The sequence below is a fragment of the Variovorax sp. P4_B10 genome (genome assembly GCF_056402375.1).
In genome coordinates this window covers 1-24,424 of sequence record NZ_JBFUHN010000076.1, presented here as the reverse complement: position 1 = coordinate 24,424, position 24,424 = coordinate 1, and the positions used below count along the sequence as shown (strand labels likewise).

Genomic DNA, 24,424 nt, shown 5'->3' with positions numbered 1-24,424 from the left:
AAAAAGTTAAGGGCAAGGGTTGGTGCGTCGCACCGGTTCAGGTGATCGTGACGGTGTACTGGAAGGCGTAGGCGTCGCCCCGCGTGTAGCGGGCCTCGATGCACCGCCCGCCCAGGTCGTGGGCGCTGCGGGTCACCAGCGCACAGGGGTGGCCCGCCGGCAAGGCCAACTGGCTCGCATGGAGGCGCGCAAGGATGCCGAACGAGATTTCGTCGACAGCGCGGTGTACCGTCACGCCGCAGCGCTCGGCGAACATGGGGTACAGCAAATCGCCCCACTGAACGGGGTCGTCATCGACCAGGCAGGCGAACAGATCGAGCGGGAGCCAGATTTCCTCGGCGACACATGGCTGCCCCGACAGGGAGCGCACGCGCAGCAGGCGCAATGCCGTGCCACCGGGCTCGAGGTGCAGGCGTCGCGCGACATCCGAAGGCGCAACCAGCACCTTGCGCGAGACGATGCGGGAGACAGGCACTTCCCCAGTGCCCTCGCCAAAACGGAAGAACCGCATCATGGTCCCGGCGGTGGACATGCCGACTCGCACGAACGTGCCGCGGCCTTGAATGCGCTCGATCAATCCGTCGCTTGCAAGCAGCTCGAGCGCATGGCGCAAGGTACCCAGGGCCACTCCGTGCTCGGAGGCCAGCGTCTGCTCCGCCGGCAGCGCACCGCCAGGGGGCCATTCGCCTGCCACGACCCGTGCCCGCAAGGCCGCTGCGAGCGCGGCATAACGGCTCAGCCCCGGCTCGGACGGGACCACTGTCAAGGATGTCATGGGGCGGATTGATCTAGTCCTATAGAGGACTGAATGATATCAAGCCGCCCGCCGGCGCCGCGGCGGGTTGCCCGCCCGCCGCGGCTCACTTACCTCACCTACCTCACTGCGCGTTACCTGGCCAACCGCATGAAGCCCCAGGCCTGCGGCTCGAACGCGAGGTAGTCCAGCGCGAAGCCCACGGCGATCGTGCTTCCGCCTTCGTCCATCACGCCGATCACGGTCGGGACGTAGGAGTTCGGATTGACGGTGTTGATCTCCGCCGTCTGGCTCTTGCTCTGGATGAACCACCAGCCGATCTCCGCGGTCGAGACCAGGGACCAGAGCTGGCGCGAGAGAAGCGCAGGCTGCCTCAGGTCCGCGACGATCGACGGGTGCGGCAGCTGCGAGTTCTGGAGCGTCATGACCAGGTCGGGATTCATCGCCGTCTGCAGAAAGTACCAGCCCGGGTTTTCTACGGAAGGAATGAACTGCCATTGCTGGCTGAGCGCGTTCGCCTGCCTTGGGTACGCCACCACTTGCGAGTTCGGCTGGGTTCCCCACACATCCAGCACATCGTTGGAGAGCTTGCGCTGGATGTAGAAGAACTCGCCGTGCCCCGGCGTGGACGCCGGCGCGGAGGCCGTGCGTGCAGCGGCCTTCGATGATGACGACGATGCGAACGCGGCCGGCTTCGCGGTGCTCCTGGCCGCCGGCCTGGCCTGCGTGGTCTCCATGTCCGGCCAGTATCTGGTGATCAGTGCCGTCGCTTCGTCGATGTTCACGGTCTTGCCGTGGCGCTCGAGCAGGTCGATCGCCTGCGCATTGGTCGAGTTCTCCGGGATGAAGCAGGGCAGCGTCGGATTGATGTTCACGTAGCGGTCGCCCAGCAGCATCCTGGCCAGGCGCGGCATCATCTCGGCGGACGTGCCGCTGAGGCACATGTCGAGCACCGGCGAGGGCTGCGACTGGTTCATGAGGAACGGCGGCGTGTTGTCGAACGGGTTGCCCGCACCCTTCATCCACTGCTCGGCGCCCCAGTCGTGCGTGTCGGTGGCGATCCAGTCGGGCATGAGGCCCGTGCCGATGGTGATGGCCACGATGTTCTCCAGCGCCACGCCGCTGCGCACGGCCAGCGCGATGGCAGCGACCGTCGGGTCGTGGTTGAAGAAGGTGCCGTCGACATTGCCCTCCAGCGAGCCCAGCTGACCGGGCATCGCGCCGCTGGACGATGCGGCAACGGCGATCGGCGTGTCGCTGTTTCCGTCGAGGCCGTCTCTCTTGTCCCGCTCGGTTGTGAGCATGTTCGTGAACATGAGCGTGTCCCAGGGCTTCGGCACCACACGGCCGTCGCTCTGCGTCTCAAGGCCGCCGACATTGAACGACACGAAGAGCACGTTGCGCCCGGCGTTGGCCACCGTTGTGCCGCCGTGCAGTTTGACCTGTGAGGCGAGAACCTCATCGATCGGGTACGCAGGCTGGCGCGGATCGCCGTTCATGTTGTTGTAGAACGAAATCTCGCCGCCTTTGAACAGATCGATGAGATCGCCGGGCGTCTTGTGCGCGAGCAACTCGCTGGTGATGATGGACCCGGTCGAGCAGCCGGCGAGAAGGCTGGTGTTGCTGATGACGACACCCCCTCTGACGTTGGCCAGACGCTGGAGGATCGTCGCCGACATCAGGCCACGAATGCCGCCGCCGACGAACGAGAGGATGGTGAACACGGGTTGATTGGGATTCACAGCAGACTCCTGGTGAATGAAATACCTCCCCGGCAAGGGGAGTTTCATCGTCGGGAATATCCATCGTCTACGCGTGAAATCCCGTTCAGCAGAAGGGCCGAATTCCAGACAGTACGTATCCAAAAGGTGTTGTCGCGGCAAATCGACAGATAAGAAGAATCGCTTCTTTCTATCCAGGGCGCGTGCCGGTCGTTCAGCGATGAGGGCGTCGAGCCGCCACTCAAGCATGCGTCGGCATGCCGGACCATACGAAATGTATATACTTCATGTACGTTTCATATAGAGGTTCCCGATGGGTATCGTCAAAATTTCAGACCTGATGCACGAGAACCTGCGAGTGGCGGGGAACGCCCTCAGCAGGTCTATCAATGCGCAGGCAGAGCACTGGATGCGCGTCGGCATGCTGACCGAGATGCACCCGGAGTTGGACTACCGGGAAGTCTGCCAACTGTTGATACAGGCTGAACTCTCGGGAGGCCTGGACATCGCCGCGGCTGTCACGGCCCAACCTGGCAAGCCCCGCGCATCCTCGACCGGAAAACACTAGTGGCTCGCGACGTTTCCATCAAGTCCGCCGAGGACATCGAGATGGCGCGGCGGTCCGGCAGGCTTGCCGCAGAGGTTCTCGGCATGGTCGAGCCCTACGTCGTGCCGGGGGTGAGCACGGAGGCGCTCGACCGGATCTGCCACGACCACATCGTGAATGTCCAGGGCGCCATTCCAGCCAACGTGGGGTATCAGGGGTATCCGAAAACCATCCTCACCTCCGTCAACCAGGTGGTTTGCCACGGCATCCCCTCGCCCGACAAGATTCTGAAGAAGGGCGACATCGTCAACATCGATGTCGCCGTCATCAAGGATGGCTGGTTCGGCGACACCAGTCGCATGTACTTCGTCGGAGCCCCCAGTGTGCTGGCCCGGCGCCTGGTGGAGACGACGTACGAAGCCATGCTGGCCGGAATCCGCCAGGTCAGGCCTGGAGCGACTCTGGGCGATGTTGGCCATGCCATCCAGTCGGTCGCTCACCGCGAGCATTTCAGCGTGGTGCGCGAATACTGCGGGCACGGCATCGGGCAGGTCTACCACGAAGAGCTGCAAGTGCTGCACTATGGGCGGCGCGGGGAAGGTCTCGAGCTGGAGCCGGGGATGGTCTTCACCATCGAGCCGATGCTCAACGCTGGCCAACGCGAAACCAGGCAACTGCCCGACGGATGGACAGTCGTGACGAAGGACAGGTCTCTGTCCGCCCAGTGGGAACACATGGTGGCTGTAACGCCCGAGGGATATGAGGTGCTTACGCCTTGGCCAGGAGGCACAGGGGCCTACGCGCCGGTCTGACACTCAGACACTCAGGCTTGGGCGAGGACCCGATGCTCAGTGGGCCTGGGGATCAAAGTATGCCTCCCATGACAGCGGCGAAGGCTGGAGACCCTTGGCCTCTCGGAAGGAAGCCATGGCGCCCTCGTGTGTGCCGCAGTTCATCTTTGCCACGCCCAGGTTGAAGTAAGTGTTCCGGTCGGTCGACCCGAGTTCAACTGCGCGCTGCAGGGCGGATGCGGCCTTTTTGTGCTCGCCCTGGTCGGAAAGCACTGCGCCCAGGCACGTCAACGCAAGAACATTGCCAGGGACTTCAATGAGCGCCTTCGCGAGCATCGCTTCTGCGGAGGACAGATTTGCCTCCCACTTGTCGGGCTGCTTCCAGGCCTCTTCGACAAGCGACCGACTGGCCAAGATGATGTCCAGGTTCATGGGATTCGAGGCTGCCGCGGGCTCGATTCAGACCCACGCGGGCAGGACCGGAGTTGGCCGACTGCAGGAGAGTCTCATCGTGCGGCGGTGCTCACGTGGCCTGCAGTTCGAGCCGCTCCCAGGGCTTGTTGGCCCACTCGTACTTTCCGCACGCATAGGACACCAGGGTGTTGACAGCTTCATCGGCGCTGACGGGCTCGGTACTGCGGTAGTGCGCCCCCGTGGTGACCAACTGGTGCTCCAGATGAAAACCCTTGGGATCGGCGAACACCTGCATGTACGTTCCGCCGCGCAGTTCAATGACTGCGAAGGCAGACGGCTCGCCTTGCAGCAATGGGATCCAGTGACGGATGTTGGCTTCGTTCGCCGGCTCCGCCACTCCGAACTCGGGACAGTCCAGCATGGGCTGCTGGTATTCCGCGCCGATGTCGAAAAGAAGGTGCTCCTGCGCGGTGGACGCGCCGCTCCTGAATATGGCGATGAAGAAGCAATCACTCATGTCGAGCGGCACATGCACCAGCAGCGCATCGTGCGCCCTGGAGCTGCGGGCAAAAACGTGCGCCAACCCAGGGGCCGTCCACGCCTTCAATTGCAAGGGTTCACGAAGGCTGCGCGCAAGCTCCAAGGCACTGCGTTTGACCGCATCGCTTCCGGCGTGATCCTCGGTGCCTCCTTGAAGCAGGCCGAGGTACTCGTGGAGTTGCATGAGCCTCGAAGTGGGCAACTTCGGTTTGCGAGAAAAGAACATGTGGATGTAGCTCCCATCAACCCCAGCCGGTGCCGCCGCTTACTTGTCGAATTTGGCTGCGCTGTCCTCAGTGCCAAGCCAGCGGCTGATTTTGTCGTTGCTGTCCAGTACGAAGACCTGCACCCACTCTGTGTCGTGAACCTTGCCGTCCGGGAGGATCCTGGCCTTGGTGCGGCCAATTGTCGTCACGTGGTCTGGCCCCTCGAGGAATTCGCGCGGCTCGAATTCAAGTATTTCGATCGTCTCCGCCAGCTTCATGAAGAAGCCTCCAACCTGCTGCCGGCCCTTGAAGGCTCCGCCGTAGGGTGTGCCGGTTTCCGGGCTGGCCAGGAAGCGCCAATCCACGTCCTCGGCAAGCATTTCGAGAAGCGCGGGTATGTTTCGGCTGGCGAAAGCTGCATACGCTTGCTTTGCGATTTCGGTGGGTGTTCCCATGGCCAAGCTCCTCGGCTGTTTGAAGGGACAAATATCTTAGTACTACATCGCGCGAGACGCCGGCCCTCTTTTGCATGAAGGCCAGATGATTATTAATAAAAACGACTTGTTGCGTGGATAGATTGCGCGAATCCGCATCGAGCGGCCCGGCCTGCTTGCGTCTTCAATCTCTCCATCAGCTTCTCCATGTCGTCCTTCCTTTCATCTGCCCGTCCGTTCGCCATCGCGCTTGTCGCCGCCCTCTGCCTTTCGGCATGCGGTGGCGGCAATGACGCAGGCGCCTCGTTTCCTGTCGTCGGCATACCGCCCGCGACCACCAATCCGCCGGCCGTCGAGGTAGTCGGGCCGCCGAAGGACCTGGGTTTCACCGACTCCGCGCCCGTACCCGATCAGGTTGCGACACCGCCCTTCGTCGACAACGTCGCGACCAACCAGCGCGGCGATGCGCGCTACGCGACCAAGGAAACCAACGCGGGCGTGCGCGTGGTGGCCGGCTTCCTCGACTTCTGGCAACCCAGCACGCTGCTGGTCGACGCGGGTGTGTCGGCCGCCGCGCAGGGCAGCTTTCCCGCCATCGTTCCGTCCACGTGGAGCGGCATTCCGGGTGACGCCACCGACGGCAAGATCCTCAATGCCAGTGTGCTGAACAGCAATATCCAGTACGTCGTCGATGCCACCAATGCGCGCACCGGCGCACAGGAGCTGGCCGCCTACCTGGACGACCGCCGCGGCAAGGGCTACAGCATCAGCGACGGCATGGGCCCGCTCACGAACGCCTGGCGCACCGCCACGCAGCAGAGCACCACCATCACCGGCATTGCCGCCGACGCCACCACCGTGCTCTACAACGACACCGGCAGCGACATCGGCGTGCCCGGCGCAGCCAACCCCAGCTTCGGCACCGTGGTGGACCTGCTCAACAACATCGGCGAGAACGCCTCCACCGAACCCGCCAAGCGCTATTACAAGTACGCGCGCCCATGGCGCTGGAGCAGCAGCGTGAAGGTGGTGCCTGCGCTGGAGCCCGCCAAGAGCAGCACGCCCACTACCGATGGCGGCTTCGTGAGCGGCCACACGGCCGAGGCCGTGCGCAAGTCCCTCGCCTTCGCCTACGTCGTGCCCCAGCGCTTCCAGGAGATGGTGGCGCGCGGCCTCGAACTCGGCGAGAACCGCATCCTGGCGGGCATGCATTCGCCGCTTGACGTGGTCGGCGGGCGCGTGCAGGGCCAGGCCGCGGCGGCCGCGAGCCTGGCCACCGGGGCCAACGTCGCGCGCAAGAGCGCAGCCTACGCGCAGGCGCAGTCCGTGCTGATGGCTGCGGTGGGAGCGAGCGATGCCGCTGCGTTCAACAACTTTGCCCATTCGCAGGGCACCGCGGCCGACCGCTTCGGCGACCATGCCGCGAGCAAGGCCGACTACCTGCGCCGCCTGACCTTCGGCTTCAAGCAGGTGGCGGACACGACCAAGCCTGCCGTGGTGCCCAAGGGCGCCGAGGTGCTGCTCGAAACGCGGCTTCCGTATCTCGATGCGACACAGCGCCGCGTGGTGCTCAAGACCACGGCGGTGCCTTCGGGCTACCCGGTCATGGACGACCCCGAAGGCTGGGGTCGCCTGAACCTGTTCGACGCGGCCGACGGCTATGGCGTCTTCAACGGCGACGTGGTCGTGACGATGGATGCCAGCCTCGGCGGCTTCAACGCCATGGACAGCTGGCGCAACAATATCTCCGGCGCCGGCAAGCTCAGCAAGCGAGGCAGCGGAACGCTCAGGCTCGGCGGCGACAACAGCTATTCGGGCGGCACGCAGTTGGTGGCCGGCACGCTGCAGGCCGACTCGGCGGCCGCGTTCGGCCTGGGCAATGTCTATGCGGGCGGCGGCACGCTGGTCTGCAATGCGCCTTCGCTCGTGACGATGAAAGGCGCCTACACCCAGGCGGCCGATGCCACGCTGCAACTGAACATCGGCGGCGACGGCGCCGGTCGCTTGCGCGTGGCGGGCGTAGCGGCCCTGGCTGGCACGCTGAACGTGAGCTTCAAGCCCGGCGCCGGGCCCAAGGTAGGCGACACGCTCACGTTGATCTCCAGCCGTGTCCTGACCGGCAGGTTCTCGGCCATCACCGTGCAGGGCTTCAAGGTCACGCCGACCTACACGGCGACAGAACTGTTCTTGCACATCGATAGCTAGAGACATGCCTCTTCGAGGCGTTGGCGCACGGACCACGACAGAACCGTGTGGAGTTGCCGCCGCAGTTTCGATCTGCTGCGCCCGGCTTCCCTACACGTACGCCAAGAGAATCCGCGCGAGCGCTTCGGGGGCCAGCCGCGGAACATCGTGTGCGCAGGCCAGGCCATGCGTGGCCCATTCAGGGTCCACCTGCAGACGTTCGTACAGCTCGACGAACGGGCTTCCTTCCCAGCCGCACGCGGCGATGAAGGCTTTGCTGCGGACGTTGCGCCAATTGCCGGTCAACTTGATCGCCTGCAGGAAGGTGGCCATTGGATGGGGGCGGCATCGCTTGTCGAGATGGGCCGGCGGCGCGCAAGTCAAACCATCCGCAGCCGCGCCCGCTATGAAACGCTCCCGATAGGTCGGGGTGGCGAGCGACCAGACCGATGCGCCGTCGTCCGGCACGTAGGCATCGGCGTAAACGATCGCCTTGACGCGCGACGGCTCCTTGTCCGCCGCGCCAGTGATGACCATTCCCCCGTACGAATGGCCGACAAGAACGGCAGGCGTATCGCGCCCGCGAACCGCTTGAACCACCTCGTCGATATGACTTTCGAGATTGGCGCCGTTCGCAGGCTCGTCACCCAGCCCCGAGAGAGTGAGCGCCTGAACTTCGTGGCCTTCGCTCGATAGCGCATTGCTGACAGCCTCGAATGCCCAGGCTCCGTGCCAACCACCTGGCACCAGAACGAATCTCGTCATGCAATTTGTCCTCTCATTCGTGCCAGCAGACCCTAACGCTTCAGCCAGCCCAACCCCTTGGCATGCAGGCTCTGCACATAGAGCCGTTCGCGCGTTTCGGTGACGGCCGTGGTCTCGGGGTAGGCGCCCGTCGCATCCTGCAGGCTGGCCAGCACCTTGCCGTCTTCGCTGAACGCCACCACGTGGCCATAGGCCTTCGGCACCGGCCACAGCGCGCGCGGCAAGCGCATCGTCACGCTGCGCAGGAAGGGCTTGTCGGCCAGCTTGTCGATGGTCGGGTTGCGCGGCTTCACCAGGCCCACCCAGATCTTGCCATCGAGCCCGCGCATGAGGTTATCGGGGTAGCCGGGCAGGTTGTCGAGCAGCACTGCGGCCTGGGGGTTCGTGCCCGCAGCGGCGTCGAGATTGCGCGCTTCGACGCTGATCTTCCAGACCCGGTACTTGCCGGTCTCGGCGACGAACAGGCTCTTCTCGTCGGCGCTCAATGCCAGGCCGTTCGCGAACGCGAGGCCGCGCACGACGACGCGCGTGGCCTTGGTGGCCGGGTCGTAGGCCAGCACCCTGCCCGTGGCGGATTGCTCGAGGATGTCGAGCACGCTGGCCTCGAAGGTGCCGCCCCACGCGGCCGGCGCGAAGCGCGTCGATGCATCGGTGAAATACATCGTGCCGCTGCGCGCCACTACCACGCCGTCGGCATAGCGGATCGGCTGGCCGTCGACCTGGTTGGTGAGCACGGTGATCTGCTTTGTGGGGCTGATCGACAGCAGCCCCTTGATGGCATCGGCCGCGATGAGATTGCCGGTTGAATCGAAGTCGAAACCGAGCACGCGGCCACCCGTGTTGACGAACGCCTCTTGCGCGGTGCCGTCGGGGTTCATGCGAAGGATGTTGCCGCTCAGCACCGTGGTGTAGAGCTTGCCGTCGGGGCCGATGGCGATGTGCTCCGGGCCCTCCTCGCGGCCGAGGTCGATCATGTTGAGGTGCGCGAGCTTGTCGTTCACCGCGAAGGCGCCGGTGTAGCCGGGGTCGGTGGGGGCGGACCAGGTGACGGGCTTGACGGGCACGGGCCACAACGCGAGGTAGGCGATGGCTGCGAGCAGCAGCAGGCCGAGTAAGACAAGAGTTTTCTTCAGCATGTGTTCTTTGCTCTTGGGGGGATTCGCGATTCTGGCCGCTTTTGATGGGCTCAAGTAAGCTCGCGCAAACACGCCAGGAGGCGGAGGAGACGGAACATGATGCGACTGCTCGTGATTGCGCTCTTGATGTTCGGTGCCTGGAAAGGCTACGAGCACTACCAGGCCAGGAAGCTCTCGGCCACGCAGCGGGAGGCGCCATCCCCGGCGCTCAATTTCTCCAGCAAACCGAGCGCTTCGCCTTCGGTAGCGAGCTTCTCTTGCGATGGCCGCAAGTACTGCTCGCAGATGACCTCGTGCGCCGAGGCCACCTACTTTTTGAAGAACTGCCCGGGCGTGAAGATGGATGGCAACAACGATGGGGTGCCTTGCGAGCAACAGTGGTGCCGTTGAGAAGAATGGAGCGTTCGTTCAGGACGCGAACCCAGCGACAGTTGATGCGCATCATGATGCTGAGATCCGCGGCGAGGCGCTCGCAGGACTGGCGCGACGGGGCGATGTGCCACTCAGTGCACGGAACGCTTAGCGTGGTGCAGCCTCAGCGTGAGGAAGACAGTCTGGCTGAATCTGCAGCCACGGCCATCGCGTGCGATACGACGCGGCTTTTTCATTGAACAGCTCGCGATGCGGCATGAGCGGGTTCATTGTCAGTACGCCGTCGTACAGCATGGAGAGGCCGTTCGGCGCATAGAGCTCGCCGGGTCGAACACCGACGCACGTAGCCGGAACAAGGAAGCGRTCGATTCCGTCGCAGGCGCTGCTCAGTGCCTCGTAGGGGTGGCCGAAATACGATTCGTACCAGAGATGAACGCGCGCCTGGTTCGATGCTTCGACTGTGATGCCGAGATCACCMAGCGCTTCATCGACTCGCGCTTGCACGCRAMTCTCMCCYGCRTCGCTCGTGTCGYYGGCGTCGAAGTAGAACAGGTCGTARTCCTTGATRCCCGCCTCCGGCGCACASCCMGMCCGCAGGTTCCAYACCGTCTGAAAAAGGCAGCCGGCGACCAGCCAACCGTCCGGGAGGGMCAGGGCATGCCATCGATCAAGGATTGCCCGGTTGTTGCGATTCTTGAGRATGTCGKCRATGAAACGTTCTTGCATGGCGTGAAGGAAGCGGCGSCGGRCATGGGCGGCGGAAACTGGCGTGTGTGCAGCTCGGAGGGAGCGGGTTGAATATAGATGAGCGGGCGTCAAACAAGCGAACAACTCGTTGGACCCATCGAATCCGTCTAGGGATGCCAGGTCGAGACGACGGCCGGTGTCTGCGCGGTAGGCCGACCGGCCAGCGCATAGGAGAGTTCGTTCGCGGCCTTCATGATCGTCTTCGCATGGCCGAGCAGCTTTGCCTTGGGCAACCGGTCCGCGGGGCCGGAAATGCACACCGAGCCCAGCAACGCCCAACGCAAGCCGAATACCGGTGCCGACACGGTCGCCACGTTTTTCTCGCGCTCGCCGATGGAGAAGTGATAGCCCTTCTTGCGGATGTCTTCATACAGCTTTCCGGGTTCGCCGGAGAACGCAAGGATCACGCGCCCTGGTGACCCCTTGTCCAGGGGAAGCATCGCGCCCATCCGTGCGTGGTGCCGAATGGGTTGCGGTCCTTCCACGCGCGCCAGGCAAGTCCTGGAGTTTCCTTCGCGCACATAGAACGCCGCGCTCTCCCCTGTGGCCTGCGACAGGGCGAGCAACATGGGCTCCACAACGTTGTTGGCATCGAAGCTGGCTTGATAGCGGGCTCCGAGCCAGCCTGCCGCGGGGCCGAGCCGCCATTCGCCGTCGTCGCGCTGCACCACGTAGCCGGCAAGCGCCAGTGTGCGCAGCAGCCGCAGTGCGGTTGTCTTGTGCATGCGGCTGCGACGGGTCAGTTCGGCCAGCGACAGGCGCTCGTCCTGCATTCCGAAGGCATCGAGCAACTGCAGGGCTCGGGTGACCGCCGTCACTCCGCCGGCAACCTCCGAGTCCACCTCGCGTGGCAACTCGATCACCTCTGCACGTTTGGCTTTGGGTGCTGAAACTTGTTTCACACAGTGGTCCATGGTCCGTATGGTGGACCACCATTGTATGGAACGGAACGCAAATCTAAAGTCGCTTCACGCTTGGGAACACCGCTCGCAAGCACTCGACGAACGATCCGGAGACAAACAATGCATACCTCGAGCCTCGGCTCCATTCCCCGCCGCGCGGCCCTCGGCCTCGCACTTCTGCTCGCTTCCGGCATGACGCTGGCGCAGGGCTATCCGGCGCGCCCCATCCGCCTCGTGGTGCCGTTCCCGCCGGGCGGCGGCACGGACATCATCGCCCGCGAGGTAGCGAACAAGGTCGCGACCTCGGAGGGCTGGACCATCGTCATCGACAACAAGCCCGGCTCCGGCGGCAACATCGGTGTCGACGCGGCGGCCAAGGCCAACCCGGACGGCTACACGCTGGTGCTGGGGCAGACCAGCAACCTCGCGATCAATCCGTCGCTCTATGCCAAGCTGCCCTACGACCCGGCGAAGGACCTGGCCGCGGTCGGCCTCGTCGCTTCTGCACCGCTGGTGCTGGTGGTGTCCGCCGCATCGCCCTACAAGAAGCTGTCGGACGTGGTCGCCGCCGCCAAGGCCAAGCCCACCGCACTCAACTACGCGAGCTCGGGCAACGGCACGGTGGCCCACCTTGCCACCGAGCAGTTCCAGAAGGCCGCGGGCGTCCAGTTCACGCACGTCCCCTACAAGGGCGCATCGCAAGGCCTGACCGACCTCGTCGGCGGCCAGATCCAGATGTACATCTCGTCGGTGCCGACCTTGATCGCGCAGATCAAGAGCGGCCAGTTGCGCGCGCTGGCCGTGACTTCGCTGCAACGCAACCGGGACTTGCCTGACGTGCCGACCATGGCCGAGTCGGGCTACAAGGATTTCGAGGCCGTCACCTGGTTCGGCGTGGCAGGCCCCGCGGCCATGCCGAAGGACGCGATCACCCGGCTCAATGCGGCTTTCAACAAGGCGCTCGCCACGCCCGACGTACAGAAGAAGCTTGCAGCGCAAGGTGCAGAGGTGATGTCCGGCCCGCCCGAGAAGTTCACATCCCTGATCCGCACCGATGGGGTTCGCTGGGGCGCGATCGTCAAGGCCTCGGGCATCAAGCTGGATTGAACCGGCATGTTCGCGCCGGCGGTCGCGGCATTGCCGCACATCCAGAGCGGCCAGCTGAGAGCACTGGCCGTCACGTCGGCGGCGCGGCTGAAGGCCCTCCGTGGTCCAGCGGCTCCATGGCGAGGTGGTGCGCCACCTCAAGGATCCGGAGATCGTCGCGATGGCCGACAAGCTTGGCGTCACCCTCGTCGGCAGCACGCCGCAGCAGCTCGCGGACACCCAGAAAGCGGACCTGGCCAAGTGGGCCAAGGTCATCAAGGACGCCGGCATCAGGCCGGAGTGAGCCCCTTTCTTCTTCACCTCTTTTTACCTCCATCACTTCTGAAAGCACTCCCATGTCATCGCCCCTTCCCGACATCGTCCGCAACTTCGAGCGCGTGCCCGCGCACATCGTGGCGCAGGCTGCAGCATTCCAGCCGGCCATCCTGGCCGACGTGGCCGGACGCCGCGGCGCCGTGGACGGCCGGATCAAGGCGCTGCGTCCGCGCATGAAGCTGGCCGGCACCGCGATCACGGTGGAAGTGCGCCCCGGCGACAACCTGATGATCCATGCCGCCATGGCCATGGCGAAGCCTGGCGACGTGCTCGTGATCGACGGCAAGGGCGACCAGACCTCCGCGCTCATGGGCACGATCATGATGACCGCCTGCAAGCAGGTCGGCATTGCCGGCGTGGTCATCGACGGGGCCTGCCGCGACAGCAACGAGATCGACGAGATGGACTTCCCGGTGTTCTGCGTCGGCACCAATCCGAACGGGCCGACCAAGAACATCGGCGGACGCATCGGCCATCCCGTGTCGATCGGTGGCGTCACGGTGCATCCGGGCGACTTCATCGTCGGTGATGGCGACGGCGTGGTCGTAGTGGAGCGCGAAAAAATCGAGTCGCTGTTGCCGCTCGCGGCGAAGAAGGTCGAGGACGAGGCCGCACGCATTGCCGCCATCAAGGACGGAAACACCGCCGCCAAGTGGCTCGATGCAGCCCTGCGCACGGCAGGCGTCCTGAAGGAGGGCGAAACGCTGTGACTGCCATCCTCGTGACCGGCGCGGACCTCGCGCCACAGGCCCTCGCCCTCCTCGAAGGATACGAAGTCATCTACGCGGGCAAGACGCCGACCGAGGACGACCTCGTCGCCCTGTGCCGCGCCCACGACCCCGTGGCCATCATCGTGCGCTACGGCAAGGTGGGCCCGGCCGTCATGGACGCGGCCCCCTCGCTCAAGGTGATCTCCAAGCATGGCAGCGGCACGGACACGATCGACAAGACGGCGGCACAGGCGCGCGGCATCGAAGTGGTCGCGGCCGCGGGCGCCAACGCCGCGGCGGTGGCCGAGCAGGCGCTCGCGTTGCTCCTGGCCTGCGCCAAGTCGGTGGTGGCGCTGGACGCCCGCATGCATGCCGGCCATTGGGACAAGGCGACGCACAAGAGCCTCGAACTCGGCGGCCGCACCATCGGCCTCATCGGGCTCGGCGCCATCGGGCTGCGTTTCGCGCGCATGGCCGATGCGCTCGGCATGCGCGTGCTTGGATTCGACCCTTACGCCAAGAGCCTTCCGGCTTATGTACAAGCCGTGGACCTGGCAACCCTCTGGGCCGAATCCGATGCCATTTCACTGCACTGCCCGTTGACGGACGACAACCGCGGGCTGCTCAATGCGCAGACGCTGGCACGGTGCAAGCGCGGCGTGATCGTCATCAATACGGCACGAGGCGGCCTGATCGAAGAGGCTTCGCTGCTGGCGGCGGTCCGCTCCGGCCAGGTGGCCATGGCCGGACTGGACAGCTTCGCGGTCGAGCCGATGACACCGGGCCATCCGTTCCAGGGCGAGAAGAACTTCGTGCTGAGCCCGCACATTGGCGGCGTGACCAGCGATGCCTACGTGAACATGGGCGTCGGTGCGGCGAAGAATCTGCTGCAGGTGCTCGCCCGCCAGACGACGAACGCCTGAGGCGCAGCCGCAAGGCGGCACCATCCGGACCAGAACAAGGAGACAAGAAATGAACAGAGACAGAACCGCCCGCCGAGCGGTGGTCGCGATCGGGCTGATCGGGCTGGGGGCCGCGCTGGCAGCAGCGCATGCGCAGACCTGGCCGGCCAAGCCGGTGCGCATCCTCGTCGGCTTTTCAGCAGGCGGCCCCACCGACGTCGTGGCGCGCGCCTTTGCCGACCACGCATCGCGCGCCCTGGGCCAGCCCTTCATCGTGGACAACAAGCCCGGTGCCAACACCATCCTGGCGGCCGAAGCAGTGGCTGCCGCGCCGGCGGACGGCTACACCCTGCTATTGGGTGCAACGAATCACACGATGATCCCGGCGCTCTACAGCCAGCGGGTCAAGTTCGACGCCGTGCGGTCGTTCGCCCCGGTGTGCTCGCTCGCCGTGAGTCCAACGGTGCTGGTCGTCGGGCCATCGATGCCCGTCAAGTCGTTCGGCGCCTTCCTGCAGGCGGTCAAGGCCGAGCCGGGCAAGCGCACCTATGCCACGCCGGGTTCGGGCAGCTCGGGGCATTTCGCGAGCGCGCAGTTCACGCGGCTGACAGGCACGTCCATGAACCACATTCCGTACAAGGGCGCGGCGCAGGCAACGACCGATCTCATGGGCGGCCAGGTCGACAGTTCTTTCGCCACGCTGGGCTCGGTGCTCGCCCAGGTGCAGTCGGGCAAGCTGGCGGCCCTGGCCGTGGCGGCGCCGAAGCGCTCGGCACTGCTGCCGGACGTGCCGACTTTCGAGGAAGTGGGCGTCAAGGGCTACACGGCCGACGCGTGGTACGGCCTGCTCGCGCCCGCCAGGACGCCGCCGGAAGTCCTGGCGGTGCTGCGCCGCGCAGCCACCGAGTTTGCGCAAGCGCCGGCCACGCAGGAGAAGCTGCGCTCGCTCGGCATGGAAGCGCAGAACACCTGCGCCGAAGCCTTCGGCGCGCAACTGGCGCGCGAGGTCAAGCTCTACGGCGAGCTGGCCCGAACGCTCGACCTCAAGACCGAATGACCGCACATCCCAAGGAACCCATGATGAAAGCCATCCGATGCATGCTCGCCGCATGCCTCTTTGCCGCCGCCGCGTCCGCACAGGCCGCCTTTCCGGACCGCCCCATCACGCTCGTCGTGCCGTATGCACCGGGCGGCTCCGCGGACGCGCTGGCGCGCGTGCTGGCGGTGCGCATGGGCGAGAAGCTGGGCACCAGCGTGATCGTCGACAACAGGCCAGGCGCCAGCGGAACCATCGGCGCGAGCTTTGCCGCCAAGGCGGCGCCCGACGGCTACACCGTGCTCTACGACGCCACGCCCTACTCGATCAATCCGCACCTCTTTCCTCGCATGCCGTACGCCGGCAACGCCTTGCAGCCGCTGGCGCTCGTCGCGCTGGCGCCCAACATCGTGATCGTCCGCGCGGAGTCGCCGGTGAAGAGCATCAAGGACCTCGCGGACCGGGCAAAGGCCGAACCCGGAAAGCTCAACTTCGCATCGGGCGGAAGCGGCACCGTGCAGCGGCTTGCGGCGGAGCTGCTGCGCCAGCGGCTCGGGCTCGACATGGTGCACGTCGGCTACAAGAGCGGCGGCCCCGCCATCTCCGACGTCATGGGTGGCCAGGTCGACTTCATGTTCAGCACCATCGCGGCGTCGTATCCGCTCGTGTCTTCCGGCAAGCTGCGCGCGCTGGCGGTGTCGTCGCCGCAGCGCTCCGCGCGCCTGCCCGAGGTGCCGACCATCGCCGAAACCGTGGCGCCCGGCTACGAGGCCTACGAGTGGAACGGCCTGCTCCTGCCGGCCGGCACGCCCGCGCCCATCGCCGACAAGCTTCACAAGGCGGTGGTCGATGTCCTGAAGAATGACGAAGTGAAGCGGCGCTTCGTGGACGTGGGCGTGCAGCCGGTCGGCTCGACGCCATCCGAATTCGCCGACTTCCTGAAGAAGGAAGATGCGAAATGGGCGGAAGTGATCCGCAAGGGCAACATCAAGCTCGACTGAAGACAGCCATGGACCCCACCTCTGACGCGCAGCCGGTTCCCCATTTGGTGGGCCTGAACCGGCCTGCGCCAGGATTGCCCGCCGACGCCTGCGACAGCCACATGCACATCTTCGATCCGCGCTTCGCCGCGTCGCCGCACTGGAAGCGCCAGCCGCCGCGGGCCGAGGTGGCGGCCTATCGCCTGTTGCAGCAGCGGCTCGGCACTTCGCGCACGGTGGTCGTCAATCCCTCGACCTACGGCACGGACAACGCCTGCACGCTCGATGCGCTCGCGCAACTGGGCGAGCGTGCGCGCGGCATCGCAGTCGTCGGTCAGGACGTGTCCGACGACGAGCTCGACCGCCTGGCAGCGCATCGCATCTGCGGCTTGCGCGTGAACTTCGTGACGCCGCAGTCATGGGGCGTCACCACGCCCGAGATGCTGACGACCCTGGCACGCAAGGTGGCCCGGCTGGGCTGGCACATCCAGGTCTTCATGCAGCCCGAACAACTGGTGGCGCTCGCGCCGATACTCGCGCAGCTCCCGGTGCCGCTGGTGATAGACCACATGGCCCGCATCGACCCTGCCGACGGTGTCGATGGCGCGGCGTTTGCGGTGGCGCGCCGGCTGCTCGATGGCGGCAACACATGGATGAAGCTGTCGGGCGTCTACATGCGATCACGCGACGGGGCGCCCGCCTACCAGGATGCCTTCGCGCTGGGCCGTGCGCTGGTCAAGGCAGCGCCGGAGCGGCTGGTCTGGGGCAGCGACTGGCCTCACACCACCGAGACGCCAGGGACCGTCAACGACGCCGACCTGGCGGACGTGCTGTCGGCGTGGTGCGACGACAGCGCCGCCGCCGTGCGGGACCGTATCCTGGTCGACAACCCCGCGAGGCTCTATGGCTTCGCAACGGCCTGATTGATCGCCGAGGAGACCGACGTGTACCTCTTGCAAGCGCCCCAGGTGCTGGACCTGCAGACCTTCACCAGCATGCCCGAGTCCTTCCGGCGCCCGGAGCCCAGCGTCTGGGCCGATGCCAACCGTGGCGGCCAGGTGACTGACTCCTTCCTCGAAGGGCCTGTGTTCGACGACGACGGCAACCTCTACGTCTCGGACATCCCTTTCGGCCGGATCTTCCGCATCGACACATTGGGCGAATGGACACTGGTCGCCGAGTACGACGGCGAGCCGAACGGCATGAAGTTCGTCGACGCATACACCCTGCTCGTCACTGACTACAAGAATGGCCTGATGCGGGTGGACGTGCGAACCGGCCGTGTCACGCCGCATCTTCAGCGGCGCAACACCGAGAGCTTCAAGGGCGTGAACGACTTGGTGCTCGATGCGCAGGGCAACGTCTACTTCACCGACCAGGGCCAGAGCGGGCTGCACGACCCGTCGGGCCGCCTGTATCGCCTGAGACCCGACGGGCAGCTCGACCTGCTGTTGTCCAACGTACCCAGCCCGAATGGTGTGGCCCTCTCGCCGGACGGCAAGGTGCTCTATCTTGCGGTGACGCGCGGCAACTGCGTCTGGCGCGTGCCGCTGCTGGCCGACGGGAGCGTCGCCAAGGTGAGCCAGTTCTTCACGTCCTACGGGCCCAGCGGCCCCGACGGACTTGCGGTCGACACGCAAGGGCGGGTCCTGGTGGCCAATCCTGGCCTGGGCTATGTGTGGGTGCTCAACACGCGCGCCGAGCCCGTCATGGTGCTGCGCGGCCCCGCCGGCGCTTCGACGACGAACATCGCCTTCGGTGGGCCGGGCAGGTCGACGCTGTTCGTCACCGACTCCACGCACGGGGACGTCTTGATGCTGGCACTTGACGCACCAGGCGTTGGGCTGCATCGCTTGTCGTCCCCGACAGCTGGCAGGTAAATCGGCTGCGCGTTTCGTCGATTTCATCAGACGGGAGTGAACCGATACCCGTCGGCTTGCCTTGTCACATATCCGACGCCCGGGAATTCCAGGTGGGCGCCGGCGATGAAGTGGCCAGGCTTGCTCGAACGCTGCAAGAGGCGCAACCTGGATGCGCGCGCCTTGTCTTGGTCAGCATCAAACTCCCAAGCCAACTCGGGCCGATCGAACTGCGCTGCCGGCACATGGACGGTATCTCCCCAAATCAGCAAAGTGCTGCCGCCGCCCTTCACCTCGTAGGCTGTGTGCCCGAGCTCGTGGCCCAACGCGCTCACCGACGTCACCGATCGTCCGATCTTGAACCCATCGCCAATGGCGACGCGCACGTTCCGAAACCGCGCAAGCCGGTCGATCTTGTCGAAGAGAGGTATCGCCTGCGAGGGGACGAACAGCCGCTTGAGCTTGGGGAACGCGTTCGAGCCGCCGGCAGCCACCAGACCGTTCACGTGGTCCTCGTGTGTATGGGTAATCGCCACGGTGTCCACCAGGCTGGGGTCAACGCCTGCCTCTTGCATGGACCGGAGCAGCCTTCCCATCGTCGGCCCCCAAGAGTCCGCCGCACCGGTGTCGATCAAGATGTGGTTTTCGCCGTCGATGATGAGGAACGCATTCACGGACAGCCGAAACTTTCCGTCCACCAGCGGAATCGATGGCGGCAGATCTCCTCGGAACGGCTGCCCGTCAGGCTTCCGAAGGCGCGTGGTGGGCATGTCCACGTAGCCGTCCCGGAGACCGATGACCGTCGTTTTTCCCAGAGCGAACTTGACGAAGTGCTCCCCCGCCCCTTTGACATCCTCGGCCTTGCGCATGTGCAGCTCCGCACTTCAGTCGAACGTACGCACTACGAAGGACGCCTTGGTTGTTATCAGCCAGCTGCCCTCCACCTTGTGCAGGACGAAGTGATCGTTGAACAGCTTCTGTCCAATTCGCACCCTCACTGTTGCCGTTGAAAGACTGTCCGAGATGTTCTCCATGGAGAGGATCGCCTCATCCCTGGGCGCACCAGTCGATTGAGGACTCAGCCTCCCGTTGATGAGCGCCGCATAGTCCCGCGACGACAAGGTGTTCAGTTGGCCTTCTTGAACCCACTGGACGAGACAGGTCGGGTGGAAGATCTTGTTGAAGTCACGGCTCTTCGGCTCGTACGCCAAATTGAAATAGTCCTCGATCAAGGCGATTACGGCTTGGATCTGTGTCATTGCTGGCTTTCGTGAATAGTCGAAGGACTCGTATAGTGAAAGATCCCCCCGCCCTCGGCTACTGCGATTCGGTTATCGCTCCCATTACAGGAACACATAGATCATGGAAGACCTCGATGGAGGACTTGTAGGCGGCTTGCTTGCCCTTGCAGCCGTAGCCGAATCCAAGAGCTTTGGTCGTGCTGCATCTCGTCTGGGCAAGACTCAGCCTGCAGTGAGTCGCGCTGTCCAACGATTGGAGGACCGCCTGCGCGCAAAGCTCGTGCATCGCACCAGCCGACACGTCGAAGTGACGGACGCTGGGCATGCGCTGTTGTCAAAGGTGCTGCCGTTGCTCCAGGGGATTGAAGAGGCGACTGTCGGAGCCTCGGACCAGACCTCGGTCGTCAACGGAACACTCCGTGTGGCGTGCGATGCCGCGTTCGCCCGCCTTGTGTTGGCACCGGAGTTGGCCCAGTTCCTGAAAGCCCACCCTGCTCTTCAACTGAAGCTGGAGACCAGGAACGACATCTCGGACTTGGTGAGCGACGGATTTGATCTCGGCATACGGTTTGGACCGCCATCCGTTTCAACCTTGGTCTGTCGCAGGCTATACAGCCCGCGGATCCTGACCGTGGCCGCGCCGTCCTACCTGGAGCAACGCGGTCGACCGAAGTCGCCGAAGGATCTGGTCGATGATGGCCATGAATGCATCCTGGCCATCGACCCGGCTACCGGCAGACCCTTCGAATGGGAGTTCTGGCGTGGCAACGAGAAGGTGAAGGTGGCCGTTAGCGGGAACCTGACAGTCACGGATGCGGGGACCAAAATTGGGGCCTGCCTCGCAGGCTACGGGATCGCCCAGGTGATCGACCTCGGAATCGACACGCACCTGCGTGCGGGCACGCTGGAGCCAGTTCTGACGGACTGGCCCGACGAGACGTTCCCTCTTTACGTCTACTACCCCAGTCGGAACCACGTTCCGGCCAAGGTAAGAGCGTTCATCGACTTTGTCGCCAGCATGATGCCTGGGCCGCAATCGGAGGGCCGTGGCGCTTTCCAGGGAAAGCGACTGGCCATGTCATCTTGACGCCGACACCGAGTCAGACGCCGCTGATCTCGTCGATGGTTTCCGCGTCGTTGTAGCCAGGCGGAGAATGCCCCAGGAGGGATTGGCGCCGTGCCTTTTCTTGTGCCACCTCGAACTGGAGTCTCAGAGCTTCGGTGCAGACTGATCAACATCCCATTGCCAGAAGGTTGAACCGTAATCACTGCCCTCAATAACGGGCATCACCTCACCTTGTTTGAAATAACGCCGACTTCCCTTCAGTGCAGGTGTGAACCACCAGCCTGCCTGCGGGCACGACTCGCCACCGGGTGTGCGATCCGGTCCGGAAGGCAGGGCCTCTGTTCGATGCTCGCGCGCCCAATCCACAAGGTCCTTCGGATAGACCAAGTGGTCTCGATAGCTGCTGTCGTCGATGTTCCAGAGCACAGTGACAAGCGCGGCCTCAAAAGCCCAATAGCCAAAGTAGGACGTACCTTCCCTCTCGGCGTGCGTGCCATGCCAGTAGCACGGCTTCATATCCTTGTACCAAGCCTCCACGAACTCCTTTACAAGGGCGGCTCGGTCTTCTGGTGCGAATACCGTAGCGCGTCCCAAGGGCCGATAGGGCTGAGGATGGAGCAAGACCTTCTCTGCCTCCACATGTGTCCCAGTCAATGCCCGCACCACGTTCTCAAACAAGATGTCGCGCCCCCGGTTGAAGTCATAGGTTTTGTCGACCCACTTCATCACCCTAGGGATCAATGCGTCCTGGCCGAGCAGCTTGCTCAGGGACAACAGCCAGAACACATAGACATATGCCTCAAGCTGAGTGATTTCCAAAGTGTCTGCGACGTTCCGAGGAGGCGCCATGAGGCGAGGCGAAATTTCGCCCCCGACATATGTATCGAAGTCTTCAATGACCTGGGGGAGCCGATTTCTAAGCTCATCAACGGATCGACCTGCCGTGTAGTGCAGGATCAGAAGCTCCAGTCCTTCCGAGGCAATTCGCCATCTGAGTCGCCCCTGCGCACTCGGCGTCAGTTCTTCTTCGGCAAGAATCTTCCGGGCGCGTCTGACACCGTCCTCAAGCCACTCCTGCGTCGCAGAATATCTTTTTTCGTCCAGGAATCTCTGCCGACGAACATCTTTGAAAGCCATGTAAATTCCTAAAGCTCGTTGCCGCTACCAGYTGTTGACTTCCTAGGCTTACGTGGCCTTGGCGGTCGACTCTCCAGATCTATGCCAGAGGCCACCACATCGATAAAGATATAAAGCTTCGAGGGCGTCGCGCTGCCTAGAGGTCCGGGCAGACAAATGAAGAGCCAGCGCGCATACCCTGCAATGTCGATCTGATCTATTTTTAACTTCTGTTGCGCGGATGTCAGGCCGCCGTCCTTGCGACCTAGTGCTTGTGGGATCCTCTTTTCGGTCCAAGCTTCATTCATCTGTGTGCCGTCGCAAGTATTCCCCAAACGATTTTTAGCTTCTCTCTGAATACCCTCCATATCCGCCGGATCGAAGTTCTTGGCAATGTGCTTAGCCTCGAACACCACGAACTTCGGATACATCGAGGAAGCGGGCTTCTTTAGTTCTGTCGCCACATAGTCATATCGCGTCTGCGGCGGCTTGTCACTCGGCGGAATGAAGACCAACTTGCCCGGCTTCGGCACCGCGACGGTCAAGGGCATCGGATTGGGTTGATTGAACGGAATCGACTTCTCGAACAAACCGTCCAGGCCCTTGCCCTTTGGCGGATTGACCAAGCGCCTGTATTGCAGCACCTGCTCCATTAGCACGTAGCCATCGTCTTCACATTCGGCTCCGTTCTTCTTGTTCTCCTCACCCTGCGGCTTGCAATCGTTGTTGGCCGTGTCCGTCACGGCATCCGCTTGAGGAGGCGCGTCCGGAATGGGCAGCTGATTTTTCTTCTCGTATTCAGCACGCCAGCGTCGCAGGTCTTCGTCCTCCGTGTTCTTCTGGAATGCATTGCTGGGAGTCAGCACGATCACCAGCACGAACAGCACGATCGCCGCTGGCTCGGCCAGCAATGCCAACGCGCCTCGTGCGGCAGCGCCAGCACCGGGCCCCGCCACGGGAGGCGGCTCCACTGGCGGTACGAGACGCAATGGCGGCCTCGCCCTGGGCATGTAGGGCTCGTTGGCCGGAGGTATATCCGTCACGGGCGCATTCGGCAAAGGCTGCGGGTTGGCCTGTGCCAGCAAGACCGGCTCTCCGTATGCAGCCATCTCGATACCCCTGACCTGCTTCTGCAGAATCCCCTTCCACGCATCAACCTCGGCCTGCGCCTTCTTCTTGCCACCCGCCCAATCGAAGGTTTCGATGTGCTTTCGCGCATCGCCATAACTCTGGCTGTGCATGAAGGCCTGCACTTCGCTCCATGGTCGGCTGTCTGCCGCCATGCCCAACAATGTGCAGGCAGCGCCGTAGCTGGGCATGAAGCCCGAGAAGTAGTACGCCAGTTGATCGGACACCTGCGAGCGCTCTCCGCCGCTGAGCGCAAAGCCGAGAAAGTCACGCGTCAGGTGCAGGAAGTCATCGTCGTTATGGAAACCCTTGACGCGCGACAGCCACTGGCCCGCGACCGCTTTGGCTGCGTCCGTTTGCCGGATGGCCTCCACGGGATAGAAGAGCCCCAGAAAGCGTTCGACCTCCACCACCGCCATGCGAACAGCATCCGACAAGTTCGGCTTGACCTGCTGAATAGGAATGGTGCGGGGAATCACGACATCAGCCCCTTCACCAGCGCAATGGCCGCATCGGCATCGCCGGCTGCACCGAAACGGTCATTCGGCCGCTTCGATTCGCCATCCCACTTGCGCTCGTCCTCGCCCCAGACGACTTTCGCCGATCCCGGCGGCACGCCGTCATGGCGCGCGAAGCCGTTGTCATCGAGTTTGCCGCGAATGACCGCGCCGTTGTCGAAGATGAGCTTGTAAGCGGCCCCTTTGACGGGCTCCAGATCGTCGTAGTGGTGGTTCAACTCGATGAAGTGTTGCGCTTCGTTGATCGCTCCGGTGGGCAGATGCGGCAGCTCCGCCGGACTCCCCTTCGGCCCCACGAAACTCTTGCTGGTCCCCTTCACATCCAGCAGCCCCGGCATCTTCAGCGTGATGTTCATGCCATCGAGCTCGATGCTGGTCTGCCCACCCTTGAGCGTGATCTTCTGCTTGGCCAGCACGTGGATCTCGTCGTTGCTGCTGGTGACCGTGAAGCCCTCCTTCGCCAGCCATTCGAGTTCGTCCGTGTGCGCCTGCACGCTCACCGGCCCGTCCTGCGCGATGACCTGGATGCCGCCTTCGTGGCTGTAGAGCCCCACGGACTTGCCAGCCGCAAAACTCACTGTCTTGCCCGCGGCCAGGTGCGCCTGCTCCTGCGCGGTCCAGTGGATCGCTTCGCCCGCATACACCGTGGCGCTCGCGGGCGTGGCCATGTTCAGGCTCATGGCCGCGTCGAGCACCATGAGCGGTCGGGCGAAGGCCGGCACGGAATCTTGTCCCTGCCGTGAATCCGCGCCTTCCCCGCCTTTCGGCTCCCGCGCATCCTGGCCGTTGACGCTGCCGGGGTAGTGGCCGTTCTTCTTCGGATCGAGGTCGTCGATGAGCGGTTGCAGCAGCGCCGTCGCACCCAGCGCCAGCGCCTTGGCGCCGCCGGCCGCGTCCGACAGGTTCTGCGCTTCGCGCAATGCGCCGGCCAGC

Annotated in this window: 26 protein-coding genes and 1 pseudogene; 13 read left to right on the top strand and 14 right to left on the bottom strand. The window is 64.1% G+C overall.

Annotated elements, in window-relative coordinates:
• Positions 1–37: 37 nt before the first annotated feature.
• Both AC1DXX_RS26875 and AC1DXX_RS26870 read right to left on the bottom strand, forming a co-directional pair.
• Positions 38–775, bottom strand: a complete 738-nt coding sequence (locus AC1DXX_RS26875) for a GntR family transcriptional regulator (protein WP_478137270.1) — start codon at positions 773–775, stop codon at positions 38–40.
• A 113-nt stretch (positions 776–888) separates the two neighbouring features.
• Positions 889–2,496 (bottom strand): patatin-like phospholipase family protein, encoded by a 1,608-nt coding sequence (locus AC1DXX_RS26870; RefSeq protein WP_478137269.1) that lies wholly within the window; start codon positions 2,494–2,496, stop codon positions 889–891.
• Between the two features lie 292 nt (positions 2,497–2,788).
• Between AC1DXX_RS26870 and AC1DXX_RS26865 the strand changes: the two genes are divergently transcribed.
• Entirely contained in the window at positions 2,789–3,043 is a 255-nt protein-coding gene (locus AC1DXX_RS26865) for a ParD-like family protein (RefSeq protein WP_478137268.1), read from the top strand.
• Positions 3,043–3,834 (top strand): type I methionyl aminopeptidase, encoded by a 792-nt coding sequence (gene map, locus AC1DXX_RS26860; RefSeq protein ID WP_478137267.1) that lies wholly within the window; start codon positions 3,043–3,045, stop codon positions 3,832–3,834. The genes AC1DXX_RS26865 and map overlap by 1 nt, the downstream gene beginning before the upstream one ends.
• 36 nt (positions 3,835–3,870) lie before the next feature.
• On the opposite strand, the gene AC1DXX_RS26855 is transcribed toward map, so the two are convergent.
• From AC1DXX_RS26855 to AC1DXX_RS26845, 3 genes are all read right to left on the bottom strand, one after another.
• Complete coding sequence (locus AC1DXX_RS26855) at positions 3,871–4,245, bottom strand: tetratricopeptide repeat protein (RefSeq protein ID WP_478137266.1); 375 nt, start codon at positions 4,243–4,245, stop codon at positions 3,871–3,873.
• A gap of 91 nt (positions 4,246–4,336) precedes the next feature.
• Positions 4,337–4,951: a hypothetical protein gene (locus tag AC1DXX_RS26850; RefSeq protein ID WP_478137265.1), complete on the bottom strand. Its 615-nt coding sequence runs from the start codon at positions 4,949–4,951 to the stop codon at positions 4,337–4,339.
• A gap of 81 nt (positions 4,952–5,032) precedes the next feature.
• Positions 5,033–5,428, bottom strand: coding sequence for a nuclear transport factor 2 family protein (locus AC1DXX_RS26845; RefSeq protein ID WP_478137264.1), 396 nt, complete (start codon positions 5,426–5,428; stop codon positions 5,033–5,035).
• A gap of 186 nt (positions 5,429–5,614) precedes the next feature.
• On the opposite strand from AC1DXX_RS26845, the gene AC1DXX_RS26840 reads away from it, so the two are divergent.
• Positions 5,615–7,612 (top strand): phosphatase PAP2 family protein, encoded by a 1,998-nt coding sequence (locus tag AC1DXX_RS26840; RefSeq protein ID WP_478137263.1) that lies wholly within the window; start codon positions 5,615–5,617, stop codon positions 7,610–7,612.
• Positions 7,613–7,702: 90 nt separating this feature from the next.
• Here AC1DXX_RS26840 and AC1DXX_RS26835 read toward each other — a convergent pair whose 3' ends face one another.
• Entirely contained in the window at positions 7,703–8,356 is a 654-nt protein-coding gene (locus AC1DXX_RS26835) for an alpha/beta fold hydrolase (RefSeq protein ID WP_478137262.1), read from the bottom strand.
• Positions 8,357–8,388: 32 nt separating this feature from the next.
• Positions 8,389–9,492: an SMP-30/gluconolactonase/LRE family protein gene (locus AC1DXX_RS26830; RefSeq protein WP_478137261.1), complete on the bottom strand. Its 1,104-nt coding sequence runs from the start codon at positions 9,490–9,492 to the stop codon at positions 8,389–8,391.
• Positions 9,493–9,588: 96 nt separating this feature from the next.
• Here AC1DXX_RS26830 and AC1DXX_RS26825 point away from each other — a divergent pair, with 96 nt between their 5' ends.
• Positions 9,589–9,882, top strand: a complete 294-nt coding sequence (locus AC1DXX_RS26825) for an excalibur calcium-binding domain-containing protein (protein WP_478137260.1) — start codon at positions 9,589–9,591, stop codon at positions 9,880–9,882.
• Between the two features lie 129 nt (positions 9,883–10,011).
• Here the strand turns inward: AC1DXX_RS26825 and AC1DXX_RS26820 are convergent, their stop codons facing one another.
• Both AC1DXX_RS26820 and AC1DXX_RS26815 read right to left on the bottom strand, forming a co-directional pair.
• Positions 10,012–10,590, bottom strand: a complete 579-nt coding sequence (locus tag AC1DXX_RS26820) for a nucleotidyltransferase family protein (protein ID WP_478137259.1) — start codon at positions 10,588–10,590, stop codon at positions 10,012–10,014.
• A gap of 128 nt (positions 10,591–10,718) precedes the next feature.
• The gene (locus tag AC1DXX_RS26815) at positions 10,719–11,525 is read right to left on the bottom strand and encodes an IclR family transcriptional regulator (RefSeq protein ID WP_478137258.1); all 807 of its coding nucleotides are present in this window, start codon (positions 11,523–11,525) and stop codon (positions 10,719–10,721) included.
• Between the two features lie 108 nt (positions 11,526–11,633).
• Here AC1DXX_RS26815 and AC1DXX_RS26810 point away from each other — a divergent pair, with 108 nt between their 5' ends.
• The 8 genes and pseudogenes from AC1DXX_RS26810 to AC1DXX_RS26775 all read left to right on the top strand — a co-directional run bounded on the left by AC1DXX_RS26810 (position 11,634) and on the right by AC1DXX_RS26775 (position 18,443).
• Entirely contained in the window at positions 11,634–12,620 is a 987-nt protein-coding gene (locus AC1DXX_RS26810) for a Bug family tripartite tricarboxylate transporter substrate binding protein (protein ID WP_478137257.1), read from the top strand.
• Between the two features lie 6 nt (positions 12,621–12,626).
• A pseudogene (locus AC1DXX_RS26805) lies at positions 12,627–12,903 on the top strand (tripartite tricarboxylate transporter substrate binding protein); the annotation flags it as partial.
• A gap of 52 nt (positions 12,904–12,955) precedes the next feature.
• A complete protein-coding gene (locus AC1DXX_RS26800; protein ID WP_478137256.1) occupies positions 12,956–13,645 on the top strand; it encodes an RraA family protein in 690 nt (229 codons plus the stop codon).
• Positions 13,642–14,568: an NAD(P)-dependent oxidoreductase gene (locus AC1DXX_RS26795; RefSeq protein ID WP_478137255.1), complete on the top strand. Its 927-nt coding sequence runs from the start codon at positions 13,642–13,644 to the stop codon at positions 14,566–14,568. Before AC1DXX_RS26800 ends, AC1DXX_RS26795 begins: the two co-directional genes overlap by 4 nt.
• Before the next feature lie 49 nt (positions 14,569–14,617).
• Complete coding sequence (locus AC1DXX_RS26790) at positions 14,618–15,604, top strand: Bug family tripartite tricarboxylate transporter substrate binding protein (protein WP_478137254.1); 987 nt, start codon at positions 14,618–14,620, stop codon at positions 15,602–15,604.
• A 23-nt stretch (positions 15,605–15,627) separates the two neighbouring features.
• Complete coding sequence (locus AC1DXX_RS26785; protein ID WP_478137253.1) at positions 15,628–16,584, top strand: tripartite tricarboxylate transporter substrate binding protein; 957 nt, start codon at positions 15,628–15,630, stop codon at positions 16,582–16,584.
• An 8-nt stretch (positions 16,585–16,592) separates the two neighbouring features.
• A complete protein-coding gene (locus tag AC1DXX_RS26780; protein ID WP_478137252.1) occupies positions 16,593–17,486 on the top strand; it encodes an amidohydrolase family protein in 894 nt (297 codons plus the stop codon).
• Between the two features lie 21 nt (positions 17,487–17,507).
• Complete coding sequence (locus AC1DXX_RS26775; RefSeq protein WP_478137251.1) at positions 17,508–18,443, top strand: SMP-30/gluconolactonase/LRE family protein; 936 nt, start codon at positions 17,508–17,510, stop codon at positions 18,441–18,443.
• A gap of 26 nt (positions 18,444–18,469) precedes the next feature.
• Here the strand turns inward: AC1DXX_RS26775 and AC1DXX_RS26770 are convergent, their stop codons facing one another.
• Together AC1DXX_RS26770 and AC1DXX_RS26765 are read right to left on the bottom strand one after the other, a co-directional pair.
• Positions 18,470–19,291: an MBL fold metallo-hydrolase gene (locus tag AC1DXX_RS26770; protein ID WP_478137250.1), complete on the bottom strand. Its 822-nt coding sequence runs from the start codon at positions 19,289–19,291 to the stop codon at positions 18,470–18,472.
• A 15-nt stretch (positions 19,292–19,306) separates the two neighbouring features.
• Positions 19,307–19,681, bottom strand: coding sequence for a nuclear transport factor 2 family protein (locus tag AC1DXX_RS26765; RefSeq protein WP_478137249.1), 375 nt, complete (start codon positions 19,679–19,681; stop codon positions 19,307–19,309).
• 103 nt (positions 19,682–19,784) lie between these two features.
• Here AC1DXX_RS26765 and AC1DXX_RS26760 point away from each other — a divergent pair, with 103 nt between their 5' ends.
• Positions 19,785–20,750: a LysR family transcriptional regulator gene (locus AC1DXX_RS26760; protein WP_478137248.1), complete on the top strand. Its 966-nt coding sequence runs from the start codon at positions 19,785–19,787 to the stop codon at positions 20,748–20,750.
• Positions 20,751–20,873: 123 nt separating this feature from the next.
• Here AC1DXX_RS26760 and AC1DXX_RS26755 read toward each other — a convergent pair whose 3' ends face one another.
• From AC1DXX_RS26755 to AC1DXX_RS26745, 3 genes are all read right to left on the bottom strand, one after another.
• On the bottom strand, positions 20,874–21,866 hold the full coding sequence (locus tag AC1DXX_RS26755) for a PoNe immunity protein domain-containing protein (RefSeq protein WP_478137247.1): 993 nt from the start codon (positions 21,864–21,866) through the stop codon (positions 20,874–20,876).
• Positions 21,867–21,874: 8 nt separating this feature from the next.
• Positions 21,875–23,452, bottom strand: a complete 1,578-nt coding sequence (locus AC1DXX_RS26750; protein ID WP_478137246.1) for a hypothetical protein — start codon at positions 23,450–23,452, stop codon at positions 21,875–21,877.
• Positions 23,449–24,424, bottom strand: a 976-nt coding sequence (locus AC1DXX_RS26745; RefSeq protein WP_478137245.1) for a DUF2345 domain-containing protein, incomplete at its 5' end; no start/stop codon positions are given. The genes AC1DXX_RS26745 and AC1DXX_RS26750, both read right to left, overlap by 4 nt.

Coding starts and splice junctions, on each gene's coding strand:
- AC1DXX_RS26875 (WP_478137270.1), bottom strand. CDS start 775: ATGACATCCTTGACAGTGGTCCCGTCCGAGCCGGGGCTGAGCCGTTAT.
- AC1DXX_RS26865 (WP_478137268.1), top strand. CDS start 2,789: ATGGGTATCGTCAAAATTTCAGACCTGATGCACGAGAACCTGCGAGTG.
- AC1DXX_RS26855 (WP_478137266.1), bottom strand. CDS start 4,245: ATGAACCTGGACATCATCTTGGCCAGTCGGTCGCTTGTCGAAGAGGCC.
- AC1DXX_RS26850 (WP_478137265.1), bottom strand. CDS start 4,951: ATGCAACTCCACGAGTACCTCGGCCTGCTTCAAGGAGGCACCGAGGAT.
- AC1DXX_RS26845 (WP_478137264.1), bottom strand. CDS start 5,428: ATGGGAACACCCACCGAAATCGCAAAGCAAGCGTATGCAGCTTTCGCC.
- AC1DXX_RS26840 (WP_478137263.1), top strand. CDS start 5,615: ATGTCGTCCTTCCTTTCATCTGCCCGTCCGTTCGCCATCGCGCTTGTC.
- AC1DXX_RS26835 (WP_478137262.1), bottom strand. CDS start 8,356: ATGACGAGATTCGTTCTGGTGCCAGGTGGTTGGCACGGAGCCTGGGCA.
- AC1DXX_RS26830 (WP_478137261.1), bottom strand. CDS start 9,492: ATGCTGAAGAAAACTCTTGTCTTACTCGGCCTGCTGCTGCTCGCAGCC.
- AC1DXX_RS26825 (WP_478137260.1), top strand. CDS start 9,589: ATGATGCGACTGCTCGTGATTGCGCTCTTGATGTTCGGTGCCTGGAAA.
- AC1DXX_RS26815 (WP_478137258.1), bottom strand. CDS start 11,525: ATGGACCACTGTGTGAAACAAGTTTCAGCACCCAAAGCCAAACGTGCA.
- AC1DXX_RS26810 (WP_478137257.1), top strand. CDS start 11,634: ATGCATACCTCGAGCCTCGGCTCCATTCCCCGCCGCGCGGCCCTCGGC.
- AC1DXX_RS26800 (WP_478137256.1), top strand. CDS start 12,956: ATGTCATCGCCCCTTCCCGACATCGTCCGCAACTTCGAGCGCGTGCCC.
- AC1DXX_RS26790 (WP_478137254.1), top strand. CDS start 14,618: ATGAACAGAGACAGAACCGCCCGCCGAGCGGTGGTCGCGATCGGGCTG.
- AC1DXX_RS26785 (WP_478137253.1), top strand. CDS start 15,628: ATGAAAGCCATCCGATGCATGCTCGCCGCATGCCTCTTTGCCGCCGCC.
- AC1DXX_RS26780 (WP_478137252.1), top strand. CDS start 16,593: ATGGACCCCACCTCTGACGCGCAGCCGGTTCCCCATTTGGTGGGCCTG.
- AC1DXX_RS26770 (WP_478137250.1), bottom strand. CDS start 19,291: ATGCGCAAGGCCGAGGATGTCAAAGGGGCGGGGGAGCACTTCGTCAAG.
- AC1DXX_RS26765 (WP_478137249.1), bottom strand. CDS start 19,681: ATGACACAGATCCAAGCCGTAATCGCCTTGATCGAGGACTATTTCAAT.
- AC1DXX_RS26760 (WP_478137248.1), top strand. CDS start 19,785: ATGGAAGACCTCGATGGAGGACTTGTAGGCGGCTTGCTTGCCCTTGCA.
- AC1DXX_RS26755 (WP_478137247.1), bottom strand. CDS start 21,866: ATGGCTTTCAAAGATGTTCGTCGGCAGAGATTCCTGGACGAAAAAAGA.